Origin of the sequence: Brachybacterium halotolerans subsp. kimchii (assembly GCF_020792675.1) — a bacterium.
In the GTDB taxonomy this organism is placed as follows: domain Bacteria; phylum Actinomycetota; class Actinomycetes; order Actinomycetales; family Dermabacteraceae; genus Brachybacterium; species Brachybacterium halotolerans.
The window spans coordinates 3,692,655-3,707,497 of record NZ_CP086254.1 but is presented as its reverse complement, the minus strand read 5'-3'; the positions used below and the strand labels follow the sequence as shown (position 1 = coordinate 3,707,497).

Below are 14,843 nucleotides of genomic sequence, written 5' to 3'. Positions count from 1 at the left end.
TCCGGGTCCCTCCCCCGCGGCGCCTCCGGCGTCCCGCGCCCACCACCACCGGATTTCGAAGGAGAAGACCACCATGCCCGTCCTCGGACTGCAGCTGATGATGCTCAAGGACCAGATCAACGAGAAGGGGATGTACGAGGTGCTGCGCAGCGTGCGCGACCTCGACATCGACGCCGTCGAGGTGTCCCAGGTCGAGATGACCGACCAGCTCATCGACGACCTCGTGCGCGGCAAGGAGGACTTCGGCGTCGAGACCGCCGCCATGAGCGCCTCGATCGCCCCCGGCGGCAACGGCTTCGCCCTGGAGACCGAGTTCGACCGCGCCGTGGAGGCGTGCAGGCGCACGGGCTCGCGCTTCATGCGCATCGGCATGATGCCGTTCTCCGCGATGGTCTCGAAGGAGGCCTGCGAGGCGTGGGCGGCCGAGGTCGAGCCCTACGCGGCCCGCCTCGCGGAGCAGGGCGTCACGCTGTGCTACCACAACCACCACGTGGACCTCATCCAGTTCGACGGCGAGCGCATCTTCGACATCGTGCGCCGGGTCGCGCCGTCCCTGCTGTTCGAGGTGGATCTGCACTGGGTCCAGCGCGGCGGCATGGCCCCGCTGGACATGCTCGAGGCCTACGCCGGCGCCTGCAAGCTGATCCACGTCAAGGACTTCCGCATCGCGCCGCTGAGCAAGGAGCTGTACGAGCAGTTCTCCACGGACAAGATCTCGATGAAGGAGTTCCAGGAGCACTTCCTGAACCTCGCCCAGTTCGCGGAGGTGGGCCAGGGCAACATGAACTGGCCCGATCTGCTGCCCGCCGCCGAGAAGGCCGGTGCCGAGTACTTCCTCATCGAGCAGGACGACACCTACGGCCGCGACCCGATCGACGCGATCCGCGACTCCCGCGAGTACCTGCGCTCGATCGGCTACTGACGCGGCGCTCCCCTCGGGGCCCCGGTATTGACCCACGGGTCGATGTCGGGGCCCCTTCGTATACTCTCCGGCGTGACCGCGATCACGCCCCCGAGTGCCGGCTCCGCCCCGGCTCCGGCGGCCTCTGCCCAGACTCCGGCTTCGGCTCCGGCCGACGATGCGCGCACGGCGGCCCGCTGGGCCTCCGTGCTCGACCTGGCGCGCGGCCGCTCGGCGGAGCTCGGCGTCGAGGACCTCGCCGAGCAGGCCGGCTACAGCCCCTTCCACTTCTCCCGGCTGTTCACGACGCGCTACCGCGTCTCCCCCGGCCGCTACCTCACCGCGCTGCGGATCGACGCCGCCAAGCGCATGCTCCTGGCCGATGAGACGCTCCCCGTGGTCGACGTCGCCACGGAGGTCGGCTTCGACTCCCTCTCGAGCTTCTCCCGGCGCTTCCGGGCGGGCGTCGGCCTGCCGCCGGCATCGCTGCGGCGCCTCGCGGACCAGGTCGCCGGCCGCCCCGTGCGTCCCTTCGCGATCACGGGCGGCGGCGCGGGCGCGATCGAGGTCGGGCTCGACCTGCCGGTGGGCTTCAGCCCGCGCGGGGATCCCTCGGTGTGGGTGGGCTGGTATCCGCATCCCGCGCCGATCGGGCTCCCGCGCGCCGGGATGCTGCTGCGCGGACGACTCGATGCGCGCCTGCCCCTCTGCGCGGGCGCACCGTTCCTGCTCGGCTTCGCGGTGCCGGCGCACGCGAGCGTCGAGGAGCAGCTGGTGCCCGCGGCCCCCGTCGTCGCCGTGCACCCCGCGCCGCTCCTGGCGGCGGGCGCCGTCACGCTGCGGTTCGGCCCGCAGGACGGGTCGAGCCCCGTGCCTCTGCTCTCGGCGCTGCCCTCGCTCCGCCGCGCATGAGCGCGGGGTCGGTCAGCCCCGGCGCCACCGGACACCGCGCGCTCGCTCGTCGGCCGCAGGCCCGGCAGAGCGGCCGGTCTCCGCGACCGACCGCAGCCACGCCTCGAGCTCCGGAGCGAGGTCCTGGACCGCCAGGCCCGGCGCGGACGCCGCAGGAGTCTCCCGCCCGGCGGCCGCGAGCGCGCTGCGAGCCGCCTGCGCGGCGCGGCGCCGCTGACCCCCGGCGTGATGGACCCGGGCGCGCACGAGCTCGCGTCGGAAGTCCTGGATCGGCACGCTGGACCCCATGCTCTCGGAGGCGCGCAGAAGGGAGCGCGCCTCACGCAGCGCCGCGCGCGTGCCGCGCTGGGCGAGCAGGTCCGCGAGCTCCACGTGCGCGAGCTGGCGGGTGCCCTGCAGAGGCGGATTCTCCTCGAGGAGCGCGCGCAGCAGGCGCTCGGCCTCCTCGGGATCGTCCTCGTGCAGGGAGCCTGCGAGGTGCTCCATCGCCGTCGATCGCTGCGAGCCCGGCTCACCCTGCGCGAGGGCCCGCCGCCAGAGCTCGCGAGCGGGCGTCCGCAGGCCCTCCCGCTCGAGATGCACCCCTTGGATCCGCAGGTACTGGGCGCGGTTGTGGGGCCTGGCCCTGCCCAGTCGCAGCTCGAAATGCTCGGCATCCTCGGGCGTCCATGTGGTGCTGCGGAACCAGTCGGCCATGGCCAGGACGATACCGGCACCGCGCAGGAACGGACATACCGCGCCGCGCGCGGGCATCTAGCGTGGTGAGCGCACCGATCGCCCTGGCAGGGCGCTCGCGCAGGGAACGGCCCCGTCCCCTGCCACTCGGACGAAGGAGCAGACCATGACACGCAGCATCGGAAGCACCACCTGGCTCGACGTCAGCGTCCACGACGTCCCGGCCGCCATCGCGTTCTACTCCGGCCTGTTCGGCTGGGAGTTCGAGGACATGGGCGAGGACTTCAACCACTACCACCTGATCCGCAACGACGGCGCTCTCGTCGGCGGGCTCATGGACGTCACGGGCATGACCTGCCCGGCGGGCGACCCGCTGCCCGCGGCATGGAGCGTGTACCTCCTCGTCGACGACATCGACGCCCGCGCCCGCCGCGTCACCGAGAACGGCGGGATCATCGTCTCCGGCCCCCACCCCGTGGGCGACCAGGGCAGCATGGCCGTGGTCCTCGACTCGACGCAGGCGGGCGTCGGCCTCTGGCAGGCGGGCACGCTCGAGGGCTTCGACTTCACCGGCTCGCCGGGCTCGCCCGTCTGGTTCGAGCTGATGACGCACGACTTCGACGGCGCCTGCGCGTTCTACCGCAGCGTGGTCGACGCGGACCTCGTCCCGATGAGCGAGTCGATGGACGACGATGCCTTCCGGTACGTCACCAACGGCCCGGAGGGGAAGAACGGGTGGGGCATCTGCGACGCCACGGGCGTGATGCCGAAGGAGGCGACCGGCTGGCGGATCTACCTCGGCGTCGAAGCGGCCGACGCCGCGGTCGCCCGGGTGCAGGAGCTCGGCGGGAGCCTGCTCGACGGCCCCGTCGACTCCCCCTTCGGCCGCATCGCGACCGTGGCCGACCCGGACGGCGCGACCTTCCAGATCAGCGCGATGAGCGAGGCCGTCCCCGAGGGGTGAGGGCGGGGCGTGCCGCACGCCCGCACTCCACGTCAGGCCCGGCCCATCTCCTGGGCGAGGCGCTGGAGGCGGGCGATGCGCTGCTCCGTGGGCGGGTGGGTCGAGAACAGCTGGCCCATGCCTCCGCCGCGGAAGGGATTCGCGATCATCATGTGCGCAGCGTCCTGCAGCTCCTGCTCCTGTGGGAGCGGGTGCGCGGCGACGCCGCCGGAGATCTTCTGCAGCGCGGAGGCGAGGGCGAGCGGATCGCCGGTGAGCTCGGCGCCGTCGTGGTCCGCCGAGTACTCGCGCGTGCGGGAGATCGCGAGCTGGATGAGGGTCGCGGCGAGAGGCGCGAGGATCATCGCGAGCAGGGCGCCGATGATCCCGCCGCCGCCCTGGCGGTCGCGCCCGCCGCCGAACCACAGCGCCATCTGCGCGAGCGAGGTGATCACACCCGCGACGCCCGCGGCGACGGAGCTGGTGAGGATGTCGCGGTTGTACACGTGCATGAGCTCGTGGCCGAGCACGCCGCGCAGCTCGCGCTCGTCGAGCAGCTGCAGGATGCCCTCGGTGCAGCACACGGCCGCGCGCTTCGGGCTGCGCCCGGTCGCGAAGGCGTTGGGCTGCTGCGTGGGCGAGATGTACAGGCGCGGCATGGGCTGCCCGGCCTGGTCCGCGAGGTCCTGCACGATGCGGTGCAGCCCGGGCGCCTCCTGCGGCGAGACCTCGCGGGCGCGCATCGAGCGGATCGCGATGGTGTCGGAGTTCCAGAAGCTGATGAACGTGCCGACCAGACCGATCAGCGCGAAGATCCAGATGAAGTTCCCGCCGAGCATGTAGCCGACGGCGAGCAGGACGCCCCAGAGTACGCCGAACAGCAGTGCTGTCTTCACGATGTTCATGACGCTGCGTCCCACGGCTTCTCCTTCGTCGGCCTCGAGAGGTGTGCTGGGCTGAGGCGCTGTGCTCAGGTGCGGTGCTGAGGTGCTGTCCGGTCCCGCCACACTATGTGCGTCCCCCGGAGGCACGGCGGGGGTCTGCTGGAGCAACGCTCCACACTGGCCCTGCGTTCCCCGTCCGCGCCGTGATGCGGGCGACATCACGCCCCGTAAGCTGTGGCTCGACCCCATGCCGCTCCCCGACCAGTGCTCCTGGAGGCCCCATGCCCACCGCCGTGCTCGGCATCGATTCCTCGACCCAGGCGACCAAGGCCGTCCTCGTCGACGCGGAGAACGGCGAGGTCCTCGCCGAGCAGCGCGCGCCCCATCCCGGCGGCACCGAGGTCGATCCTCGCGCGTGGATCGACGCCCTCGGGACGGCCTGCAAGGGCCTCCTCGAACGGGCCGACGCCGTCTCCGTGGGCGGCCAGCAGCACGGCATGGTGCTCCTCGACGAGGCCGGCGAGGTGGTGCGCCCGGCGCTGCTGTGGAACGACACCCGCTCCGCCCCGCAGGCCGCCGCCCTGATCGAGGACATCGGGAGCGCCGCCGCGACCGTCGACCGCATCGGGTCCCTGCCCGTCGCCTCCCTCACCGCGACCAAGCTGCGCTGGATCGCCGAGAACGAGCCTGCGTCCCTGGACCGGGCCGAGCGCGTGCTCCTGCCTCACGACTTCGTCTCCCGCCGTCTCTCCGCGGGAGGCGACGCCTTCTTCACCGACCGCGGGGACGCCTCCGGGACCGGCTACTACTCGACCCGCGAGGAGGGCTGGGACCATGAGCTCCTGCGCCTGGCGACCGGCGGGCGCGACCTCGCGCTCCCCGAGCTGCCGGCCGCGCCCCAGCAGGTCATGGCCCGCACCGCCTCCGGCGCGGCGATCGCCGCGGGCACCGGCGACAACATGGCCGCGGCCCTCGGGCTCTCGCTCGGCCCCGGCGACGTCTCGGTCTCGATCGGCACCTCCGGGGTGTGCGCGATGGTGAGCGACGCTCGACCCGCGGACGCCTCGGGCACCGTCACGGGCTTCGCCGATGCCACGGGCCGCTTCCTGCCGATGGCCACGACGATCAATGCGGCCCGCATCCTCGACTTCGCCCGCGAGCTGCTGCAGGTCGACTTCGCGGGGCTCGCGGATCTGGCGCTGGCCTCGGAGCCCGGAGCGGGCGGCGTCACCCTGCTGCCGTACTTCGACGGCGAGCGCACGCCCAACCGCCCGACGGCCCGCGCCACCCTCCAGGGCATGTCGACCGCGACCACGCGCGCGGACATCGCCCGCGCCGCGGTCGAGGGACTGCTGTGCTCCCTGGCCGACGGGATCTCGGCGCTCGAGGACCTCCTGGGCGATTCGCTGCCGGGCGGCCGGGCCCGCAGGATCGTGCTGATCGGCGGCGCCGCGCAGAACGAGGCGGTGCGCCGCCTCGCGCCGGCGGTCTTCGGCCGCGAGGTGACGATCGCCCCGGAGGGCGAGTACGTGGCGCTGGGCGCGGCCCGGCAGGCGGCATGGGCGCTCACGGGCGACGAGGAGCCGCCGGCCTGGGAGATCGCCGGCGGCCGCACTCTCACGGCGGAGCCCACGCCCCAGGTCATGGACGCCTACCGGGATCTCAAGGGGCGCACCTCCGAGTGGTCGTGACGGCGGCTCGTCCCCGGGATCTCCCACCGGGCGCGGAGGTGCGCCCATAGACTCCTCGCACCGTCCGTGCGATGAGTCGTCGAAGGAGACACCATGCCGTTCCGCAGCCCCCGCCCCGACGTCGAGATCCCCGATCTGACGCTGTACGACCTGCTGTTCACCTCCCTCTCCCCGGAGGACCTCGAGAAGGTCGCCGTCGTCGACGGCGCCTCGGGGGCCGAGACCACCTACGCCGCCCTGCGGGACCAGGTCGATGCGATCGCCGGCGCGCTCGCGGCGCGCGGCGTCGGCGTCGGGGACGTGGTGGCCCTGCACTCGCCGAACTCCCCCGCCTTCGTCGCCGTCTTCCACGGGATCCTGCGCGCCGGCGCCACGGCGACCACGGTGAACGCCCTGGCCACGGGCCATGAGGTCGCCGCCCAGCTCGAGGACTCGGGGGCGAGGACGCTGCTGACCGTCTCCCCGCTGCTGTCCGCCGCGACGGAGGGCGCCGCCGCGGCGGGCATCGCCTCCGAGCGGGTGATCGTGCTCGACGGCGCCGAGGGCCATGAGGCTCTCGCCGACCTTCTCGCCTCGGGCGCCCCCGCCCCCGAGGTGTCCGTGGACCCGTCGACGCATCTCGCGGTGCTCCCCTATTCCTCGGGCACGACGGGACGTCCCAAGGGCGTGATGCTCACCCACCGCAACCTCGTCGCCAACGTCGCGCAGTCGGCCGACCTCGTGGGGGTCGGGCCCGAGGACCGCGTCCTGGCCGTGCTGCCCTTCTTCCACATCTACGGGATGACGGTGCTCCTGGACCTCGCCCTTCTGCAGCGCGCGACCCTGGTGACGATGCCGCGGTTCGACCTGCCGGAGTTCCTGCGGATCGTGCAGGACCAGCGCTGCACGTTCGTGTTCATCGCCCCGCCGATCGCGGTGGCCCTGGCCAAGCATCCGCTCGTCGACGAGTTCGACCTCTCGGCCGTCACCACGGTGTTCTCCGGCGCCGCGCCGCTGGACGGGGAGGTCGGCGGCGCCGTCGCCCGCCGCCTGGGCTGCTCGGTGCGCCAGGGCTACGGGATGACCGAGATGAGCCCCGTCTCGCAGCTGATCCCCGCCGGGCGGGACGACCTGCCGCTCAGCAGCGTCGGGATCACCGTCCCGAACATGGAGTGCGTGCTGCAGGACCCGGCCACGCGCGAGGAGATCCCGGTGCCCGCCACGGGCGTGAGCGAGCCCGGGGAGCTGTGCTGCAAGGGGCCCAACGTCATGGTCGGCTACCTCAACAACGAGCAGGCAACGTCGCTGACGATCGACGAGGACGGCTGGCTGCACACCGGCGACATCGCGACCGTGAGCGCGGAGGGCGTCGTCTCCCTCATCGACCGCCTCAAGGAGCTCATCAAGTACAAGGGCTACCAGGTCGCGCCGGCCGAGCTCGAGCCGACCCTGCTCGCCCACCCGCAGATCGCCGACGCCGCCGTCGTCGGCGGCCGGGACGAGGCCGGCGAGGAGATCCCCAAGGCCTTCGTCGTCCTCCAGGAGGGCGCCGAGCTCACGGAGCAGGACGTCATGGACTTCGTCGCGGGCCGCGTCGCGCCCTACAAGAAGGTCCGGCAGGTCGTGATGATCGATGCGATCCCGAAGTCCTCGAGCGGCAAGATCCTGCGCCGGAACCTGCGGGGCGCCTGAGCAGCGGTGCGGGCCCGAGGGTCCACGGGACCACACCGCAGCCCGACCTCACTCGACGAGCCTGCCCTCCGAGGAGTCGTCGGCCGGAGCCTCGACCAGATCGCGCAGATCCTCGGACACCTCGGGCAGCGGCTCGAACACCACCCCGCTGTCGGGGCTCCACACCATGTTCCCGCGCAACTGCGGATCCTGCTCCGGGAAGTCCGCACGGTTGTGGCAGCCGCGGGTCTCGCGCCTCTCGATCGCGGACTCGAGCGTCGCGCGGGCGGCGAGCAGGGAGCCGAGCAGGTCGAAGGCGTGGGCGAGGTCGTCGAAGCCGGCGATGTCGGGGTGGGCGGTGACCCCGAGGGCCCGCGTCTCGAGCTCCTGGATCCGCTCGAGGCCCTCGCGCAGCCCGTCCTCGGTGCGCACCACGCCCGCGTGGGCGCTCATCACGTCGCGCACCTCGCGCTGCAGGCGCCGCGGGACCTCGATGCCGTCTCCGGTGAGGAAGGCGCGGATCTCCTCGTGGGCGATCTCGACGGCCCGCGGATCGCGCTCGATGCGCGTGCGCGCCCGGGCGTACCGGGCGGCCTCGGCACCGGTGATCCTCCCGTAGACGAGCAGCTCGATGAGCGAGTTCCCGCCCAGGCGGTTCGCGCCGTGCAGCCCCGAGGAGGCCTCCCCGATCGCGTACAGCCCGTCGACCCCGGTGCCGTGGTCCTCGGGGCGCACCCAGACCCCACCCATCGAGTAGTGGGCGGTGGGCGCGACCTCGATGGGTGTGGTGGTGATGTCGAGCATCTGCAGGTCGATGAGGGTCCGGTAGACGCGCGGGAGCCGCTCGAGGATCTGCTCGCGCGGCAGGTGCGAGACGTCCAGGAGCACGCCGCCGTTCTCCGTGCCCCGGCCCTCGGCGATCTCGGTGAAGTTCGCGAGCGCGACCCGGTCGCGGGTGGAGAGCTCCTTCCGCGCCGGGTCGTAGCGCTCCATGAAGCGCTCGCCGCGCACGTTGCGCAGCACACCGCCCTCGCCGCGCGCCGCCTCGGAGACGAGGGTGCCCGCGGCGTCCTCGGGGGACAGCAGCCCGGAGGGATGGAACTGGACCAGCTCGGCGTCGCGGATGCGGGCGCCGGCGAGCGCGGCGAGGCGGAAGGAGTCGCCCGTGTTCTCGTCGCGGCGCGAGGAGGTGTACCGCCAGATGCGGGTGTGGCCGCCGGCCGCGAGGATCACGGCGTCGGCGTCGATCTGCACCTCCTGGCCGGTGACGATGTCGAAGCCGTAGGCGCCGAACACGGCGCCGTCCGCGACCAGCAGGCGGGTGATGTAGACGGTGTCGATGATCGGCACGTCGAGCTCGCGTGCGCGGCGCATGAGGGTGCGCTGGATCTCGAGGCCCGTGTAGTCGCCGGCGTAGCAGGTGCGGCGATAGGTGTGGGCGCCGAAGAAGCGCTGGGAGAGCCGGCCGTCGGCCTCGCGGGCGAAGGGCATGCCCCAGCGCTCGAGGTCCTCGATGCCGCGGGCGGCGCTGCGGGTGACGGTCTCGACGATCTCGGGGTCGGCGAGGAAGTAGGACTCGCGCAGGGTGTCGGCGGCGTGCTGGCGCCAGGAGTCCTCGGGGTCCATGGTGCCCAGTGCCGCGTTGATGCCGCCGGCGGCGAGCGTCGTGTGCGCGTCGTGGGTGCGCCGCTTGCCGACGGCGAGGACCTCGACCCCGCGCTCGGCGAGCTCGATGGAGGCGCGCAGTCCGGCGCCGCCGGTGCCGATCACGAGGACCGAGGTCGAGAGCAGTCGGGTGGGAGGTGCCGTGGGGTTCGCGCTCTGCGCCTGGTCTTCGGGGTGGTCGCGTCATCGCTCATGCGGCCGACGCTACGGACGCAGATTCCATAGCGCTAATGCAACTCTGGCCTGTCTTCGATACGTGAGTCGCATATACCGTGGGCACCATGAGGATCGATCACCTGCAGGCCTTCGATGCCGCCGCGCGGCAGGGCACCTTCACGCGCGCTGCCGAGGAGCTCTTCCTCACCCAGCCCTCGTTCTCCCGGAAGATCGCGGGTCTCGAGGCGGAGCTCGGGGCGGCGCTCTTCGACCGCGGCCGCGGCGGGGCCGCGCTCACGGCGGCGGGCGAGGCGCTGCTGCCGATCGCCCGCCGGATCCTGGCCGACGAGCGCTCCGCCCGTCGGACCCTCGACGAGCTCGCCGGCCTGCGCCGCGGGCTCGTGCGGATCGGCGCCCCGCCCACGCTGTGCGTCTCGCTCGTGGCGGACGTGCTCGCCGCCTTCCACGCGCGCCATCCCGAGATCGAGCTGCACGTGCTCGAGGCCGGCGCGCACACCCTCGCCGAGGCCCTCGAGGCGGGCGACCTCGACCTCGCCCTCACCGTGACCCGCGAGGACCGCCCGGGGGCCGACGGAGCCCGGCTCGTGGCCGACGAGGCGCGGCTGGTCCCGCTGCTGCGCGAGGAGCTCGTGGTGGTCGCGAGCGCACAGCGCCCGCACGACGGGACGACGCTGCCGGACGAGGTCACCCTCGCCGAGCTCGCCGCGCTCCCTCAGGTCGCCTTCAACCGCTCCTACGAGCTGCGGGCCTCGACCGACGCGGCCTTCGCCGCCCACGGCCTGACCCCGCGGATCGCCGTCGAGGGCGCGGAGATGGACGCCGTGCTGCGCTTCGTCGAGCGCGGGATCGGTGTCGCCGTCGTGCCCGCGATGGTGGTGCGCGGGCGCGCGGGCCTGCGCTCGGCCCGGCTGGTCCGCCCGGCACTCGAGCGGACGGTCAACCTCGCGCTGCGTCGTGACGCGCAGGCGAGCGCGGCGGCCGCGGCGATGCACGAGATGGTGCTCGCGAGCGTTCCCGCGATGGCGGGGCCCGGGGTCGTGCCGCTGCTGCCCTGACACTCCCCTCGGCCCGTCGACCCGTCGGCCGGTCGGAGACGGCGTCTCGCCTGCTTCTCGCCCGCCTCTCTCCCTGCCTCTCCCACCGCCTCGCGCCCGCTTCTCGCGGCGCGAGAACCCGCGTTGCCGGTCGGTCCGCGCGCTTGGTGTGCTGTGAGCGTGACCTGAGTCGCAGGCCACGAGGAGCCCCCGTCGACCGGCCGATCGCGCCGCACCCGACTCCCGGACTCCGACCCCCAGAACGACTCGATGAGGAGACGCCATGAGCAGCACCGGATCCCAGGAACTCTCGACCGTGGAGAAGGCCCGTGCGAAGGCCCCGGACGGGCAGAAGGTGGCCGTCGTGACCGGCTCGGCCCGCGGCATCGGCGAGGGCATCGCGAAGCGCCTCGGGCGCGACGGCCTGCACGTCGTCGTCGCCGACCTGCCGAGCATGCAGGAGGGCATCGACGCGACCGTCGCCGCGATCACCGAGGCCGGCGGCACCGCGACCGGCGCCACCGTGGACGTCTCCGACGAGGACTCGGTGGCCGCGCTCGTGCAGACCGCGGTCTCCGCCGGCGGACACCTCGACGTGTTCGTCGCCAACGCCGGCATCGCGCAGGTCAAGGAGCTCCTGGACTACGATGCCGCGGACTTCCAGAAGATCCTCGACGTGAACATCACGGGCGTCTTCAACTCCTACCGCCAGGCCGCGAAGCAGATGGTCGCCCAGGGCCACGGCGGCAAGATCATCGGCGCCGCCTCGATCGTGGCCTTCCGCCCGTTCGCGTTCCTCGGCCCCTACTCGCTCACCAAGTGGGCCGTGCGCGGCCTCACCCAGGCGGCGGCCATGGAGTGGGCCGAGCACGGCATCACCGTGAACGCCTACGGCCCCGGCATCGTGGGCACCGCCATGTGGGACCTCATCGACGAGAAGCTCGCGGCGAAGAACGGACAGCAGCGCGGCGAGGCGCTCGCGGAGAACGCGAAGACCATCCATCTGGGTCGCGTCTCGGAGCCCGACGACATCGCGCGCCTGGTCTCCTACCTCTCCGGCGAGGACTCGGACTACGTCACCGGTCAGACGATCCTGGTCGACGGCGGCATCCAGTTCAGCTGAGCACGTCCGACGTCTGGGGCGCACCCCCTTGACCATGTGGTGACCACACGGTCTGGGGTGAGGGGACCGAGCCGGAAGCCGGCCCCCTCACCCCAGGAGGAAGCACCATGCGGTCCCTGCACAGCCCCCTCGTACCCGTCCTCGGCATCATCCGCGAGAACCGGCGCGCCTACCTGCTGCTGAATCTCCTGGCCTACGGCCTCGTGCTCGCCGGCATGGCGGCCGGCGCGCTCTTCCCCGGGCTGAACGCCGCGAGCCTGGCCGACATGGACTCCAACGGATCGACGGCCCTCGCGAGCTCGCTGATGGCCACTCCCCTGCTGTTCGCCCTGGTCATCTTCGCGATCAACGTGGGGACGGTGGTCGTCGCCTCGATCTCCGTGCCCTCCCTCATCGTGCCCTTCGCGGGCATCGCGATCTTCGCCGTGCGCGCGCTGACCATCGGCACCTCCCTCGCTCCTGTCGACCCCACCGTGCGCACGACTCTCGTACCGCACTCGCTGACACTGCTCCTCGAGGTGCAGGCCTACGTGCTGGTCATGCTGGGCGCCTTCGTGCTGGGCAGGGCATGGCTGCGCCCCGCGAGCGTCGGGGCCGAGCGCCGGCGCGACGGCTACCTGCGCGGGCTGCGCACCCTCGGCATGCTCCTGCTCCCGGCGCTCGTCCTGCTCGTGATCGGCGCCCTCTACGAGGCGTTCTCGCTCGCCTACCTGGTCCCGCTGATGCTGGGCCGGTGACCTCGGCGCGGACGAGCGGCCACGGGGAACGGAGAGCGAGCGACGGGCCCGCGCCCCGGGATTCCTCCCGGGGCGCGGGCCCGTCGCTCGCTCTGGTCAGAGGCTCACGTCGACCGTTCTCGTCGGCCACGCGGCCCGGTGGCCACGTGCCCACGCGGCCAGGTGGCCACGCGGCCTCACCCTCAGACCTCGCCCTTCTTCAGGGCGTCGGCGAGGTACTCGGCCTGTCGGATCGCGAGCGCGACGATCGTGAGCGTCGGGTTCGCCGCCGCGCCGCTCGTGAACTGCGAGCCGTCGGAGATGAACAGGTTCGGCACGTCGTGCGCCCTGCCCCACTCGTCCACGACGCCGTCCTCGGGGCGCTCGCTCATGCGGCAGGTGCCCAGGTTGTGCGTCGAGGGATAGGGCGGGGTGCGGTGGCTGGAGACCGCGCCCACCGCGTCGTAGAGCTTCTGCGACGTGGAGTACGCGTGCTCGCGCATGGCCAGGTCGTTGGCGTGGTCGTCGTAGTGGACGTCCGCGACCGGCAGGCCGTGCTGATCGGTGACCGTCGAGTTCAGCGTGATCGCGTTGGACTCCTGGGGCATGTCCTCCCCCACGATCCAGCAGCCGGCCGTGTTCTCGTACCCGTCCAGCAGAGAGGTGAACTCCGGGCCCCAGGCCCCCGGCTCCACGAAGCTCGCCATGAAGGCGGGCCCCAGGGAGATGGTCTCGATGTAGTAGCCGCCCGCGAAGCCGCGGGCCGGGTTGTGCACCGACTGGTCGGCGATGAGCCCGGCCATGGTCTCCCCGCGGTACATGTGCACGGGCTTGTCGAACTGCGCGTACACGCTGCCGGTGAGGTGGCGCATGTAGTTGCGCCCCACCTGCCCGGAGGAGTTCGCGAGCCCGTCGGGGAACATCGAGGACGAGCTCATGTGCAGCAGGCGCGGGGTCTCGATCGAATTGCCCGCCACGCACACCACGGAGGCGCACTGGCGATGCAGCTTGCCCTCGGAGTCGAGGTAGAGCACCGCGTCCACGCGTCCGCTGCGGTCGTGGAGGATCTGCGCGACGTGCGAGTCGGGCCGCAGGTCGAGCTTCCCGGTCTCCAGGGCCCGTGGGATCTCCCGCACCATCGTCGACCACTTCGAGCGGTTCTTGTCGCCCTGGAAGTTGAAGCCGTCCTGGATGGAGGCGGGACGGCCGTCGTAGGGCTCGGCGTTGGTGCCGTAGGGGCCGGTCGCGTAGTGCCTCATGCCGAGCTTCTCGGCTCCGGCCGCGAGCACTTTGTAGTTGTTGTTCGCGGGCAGGGCCTTGCGTCCGCCGCGGTGGGTGGAGCCGATCGCGTCCTCGGCCCGTGTGTAGTACGGCTCGAGCTCCTCGAGGGTGATCGGCCAGTCCAGCAGGTTCGCGCCATCGATGCGGCCGTAGGTGCTGCGGGGTGAGAACTCGTGCGCCTTGAAGCGAGGGGTCGCGCCCGACCAGTGGGTGGTGGTGCCGCCGACGGCCTTGACGATCCAGGCGGGGAGGTTCGGGAAGTCCGTCGCCACCCGCCAGGAGCCCGAGGTGGTCCGGGTGTCGGTCCAGGCCATCTGGTTGAAGGCCTCCCACTCGAGGTTCATGTAGTCCTCGTTGCGCAGGTAGGGGCCGGCCTCCAGGAGCACGCACTCGATGCCCTGCTTGGTGAGCTCGTAGGCGAGGGTGCCGCCGCCGGCGCCGGAGCCGACGATGACGACGGGCTTCGCGTCGTGGTCGATGCTGGTCATCAGTTCTTCCTCCCGGATCCCACGCGCGTCGAGCGCGCCTTGCTCTGTCCTGCGGGGACGGCCGCACCGCGCGTGCTGCGGGTGGACGCCGCCGTCGGCAGGTCGGAGACGACCTCCTGCAGGGGCTCGCCGTCGTACTCCTCGATGCGCGGGTCGGGCAGCCAGTCGAGATCGTCGAAGCCGCGGTCGATGTACCCGCCCTTCTCGAACGAGGGCCCCTCGTAGCCGACGGCCTCCCAGAGCTCCTCGTCCTCGTAGAGGTTCACGACGACCGTCTGGCGGATGAAGCCGAAGAACGTCGTGTGCTGGATGCGCAGCAGGATCAGGTATGCCTGCTCCTGGGGCAGCTCGTGGAAGCGCCCGTCGGCGAGGCCCTGCAGGGAGTCCAGGCCCTGGGCGACCTTCGCTCGCAGCCACGCGCTCTCCTCGGCCTGGGAGAGGACCGTGTCGGCGACCCGTTCGTACGCCGAGTCGGGCACCGTCTTCTGGTGGGGGAAGGCGGCCTTGATGAGGGCCACGAGCGTGCGATGGGCCTCCGCGGTCCCCTCGACGTCGTTGACCGCTTCGCCGCAGTCCGATGTGCTCATGACGTGTCCTTCCTCCGGCGTCGTCGCCGGTGATCGTCGGTGATCCGAGACACACACTAGGAAGACGGCATGACCCCGGGCCACGGGCGTTCTCGTCGGGCGAGAACGGTGGCCGA

At 72.3% G+C, this 14,843-nt stretch carries 13 protein-coding genes; 8 read left to right on the top strand and 5 right to left on the bottom strand.

The window, feature by feature from the left end:
- Positions 1 to 73 precede the first annotated feature (73 nt).
- A complete protein-coding gene (locus Bra3105_RS16590) occupies positions 74 to 922 on the top strand; it encodes a sugar phosphate isomerase/epimerase family protein (RefSeq protein ID WP_228357789.1) in 849 nt (282 codons plus the stop codon).
- 72 nt (positions 923 to 994) lie between these two features.
- Positions 995 to 1,813, top strand: a complete 819-nt coding sequence (locus Bra3105_RS16585; protein ID WP_228357785.1) for a helix-turn-helix transcriptional regulator — start codon at positions 995 to 997, stop codon at positions 1,811 to 1,813.
- Positions 1,814 to 1,825: 12 nt separating this feature from the next.
- On the opposite strand, the gene Bra3105_RS16580 is transcribed toward Bra3105_RS16585, so the two are convergent.
- Entirely contained in the window at positions 1,826 to 2,509 is a 684-nt protein-coding gene (locus tag Bra3105_RS16580; protein WP_228357783.1) for a tetratricopeptide repeat protein, read from the bottom strand.
- Positions 2,510 to 2,654: 145 nt separating this feature from the next.
- Here Bra3105_RS16580 and Bra3105_RS16575 point away from each other — a divergent pair, with 145 nt between their 5' ends.
- Positions 2,655 to 3,452, top strand: coding sequence for a VOC family protein (locus Bra3105_RS16575; RefSeq protein WP_228357782.1), 798 nt, complete (start codon positions 2,655 to 2,657; stop codon positions 3,450 to 3,452).
- Positions 3,453 to 3,484: 32 nt separating this feature from the next.
- On the opposite strand, the gene htpX is transcribed toward Bra3105_RS16575, so the two are convergent.
- Positions 3,485 to 4,336: a zinc metalloprotease HtpX gene (gene htpX / locus Bra3105_RS16570; RefSeq protein WP_228359682.1), complete on the bottom strand. Its 852-nt coding sequence runs from the start codon at positions 4,334 to 4,336 to the stop codon at positions 3,485 to 3,487.
- A 260-nt stretch (positions 4,337 to 4,596) separates the two neighbouring features.
- Here htpX and xylB point away from each other — a divergent pair, with 260 nt between their 5' ends.
- The gene (gene xylB, locus Bra3105_RS16565) at positions 4,597 to 6,006 is read left to right on the top strand and encodes a xylulokinase (protein ID WP_228357781.1); all 1,410 of its coding nucleotides are present in this window, start codon (positions 4,597 to 4,599) and stop codon (positions 6,004 to 6,006) included.
- Positions 6,007 to 6,099: 93 nt separating this feature from the next.
- Complete coding sequence (locus tag Bra3105_RS16560; protein ID WP_228357780.1) at positions 6,100 to 7,677, top strand: AMP-binding protein; 1,578 nt, start codon at positions 6,100 to 6,102, stop codon at positions 7,675 to 7,677.
- Between the two features lie 48 nt (positions 7,678 to 7,725).
- Here Bra3105_RS16560 and Bra3105_RS16555 read toward each other — a convergent pair whose 3' ends face one another.
- On the bottom strand, positions 7,726 to 9,426 hold the full coding sequence (locus tag Bra3105_RS16555) for an L-aspartate oxidase (RefSeq protein ID WP_228357777.1): 1,701 nt from the start codon (positions 9,424 to 9,426) through the stop codon (positions 7,726 to 7,728).
- A 176-nt stretch (positions 9,427 to 9,602) separates the two neighbouring features.
- Here Bra3105_RS16555 and Bra3105_RS16550 point away from each other — a divergent pair, with 176 nt between their 5' ends.
- The 3 genes from Bra3105_RS16550 (at position 9,603) to Bra3105_RS16540 (ending at position 12,392) form a co-directional block, all read left to right on the top strand.
- On the top strand, positions 9,603 to 10,553 hold the full coding sequence (locus Bra3105_RS16550; RefSeq protein WP_228357775.1) for a LysR family transcriptional regulator: 951 nt from the start codon (positions 9,603 to 9,605) through the stop codon (positions 10,551 to 10,553).
- 262 nt (positions 10,554 to 10,815) lie between these two features.
- Positions 10,816 to 11,655, top strand: coding sequence for an SDR family oxidoreductase (locus Bra3105_RS16545; RefSeq protein ID WP_228357773.1), 840 nt, complete (start codon positions 10,816 to 10,818; stop codon positions 11,653 to 11,655).
- Between the two features lie 107 nt (positions 11,656 to 11,762).
- Positions 11,763 to 12,392 carry a stage II sporulation protein M gene (locus Bra3105_RS16540; protein ID WP_228357771.1) on the top strand — a complete coding sequence of 210 codons (630 nt, stop codon included), beginning with the start codon at positions 11,763 to 11,765 and terminating at the stop codon, positions 12,390 to 12,392.
- Positions 12,393 to 12,574: 182 nt separating this feature from the next.
- On the opposite strand, the gene Bra3105_RS16535 is transcribed toward Bra3105_RS16540, so the two are convergent.
- Positions 12,575 to 14,140, bottom strand: coding sequence for a GMC family oxidoreductase (locus tag Bra3105_RS16535; RefSeq protein WP_228357769.1), 1,566 nt, complete (start codon positions 14,138 to 14,140; stop codon positions 12,575 to 12,577).
- Positions 14,140 to 14,727: a hypothetical protein gene (locus Bra3105_RS16530; protein ID WP_152351889.1), complete on the bottom strand. Its 588-nt coding sequence runs from the start codon at positions 14,725 to 14,727 to the stop codon at positions 14,140 to 14,142. Before Bra3105_RS16530 ends, Bra3105_RS16535 begins: the two co-directional genes overlap by 1 nt.
- Between the last annotated feature and the right edge of the window lie 116 nt (positions 14,728 to 14,843).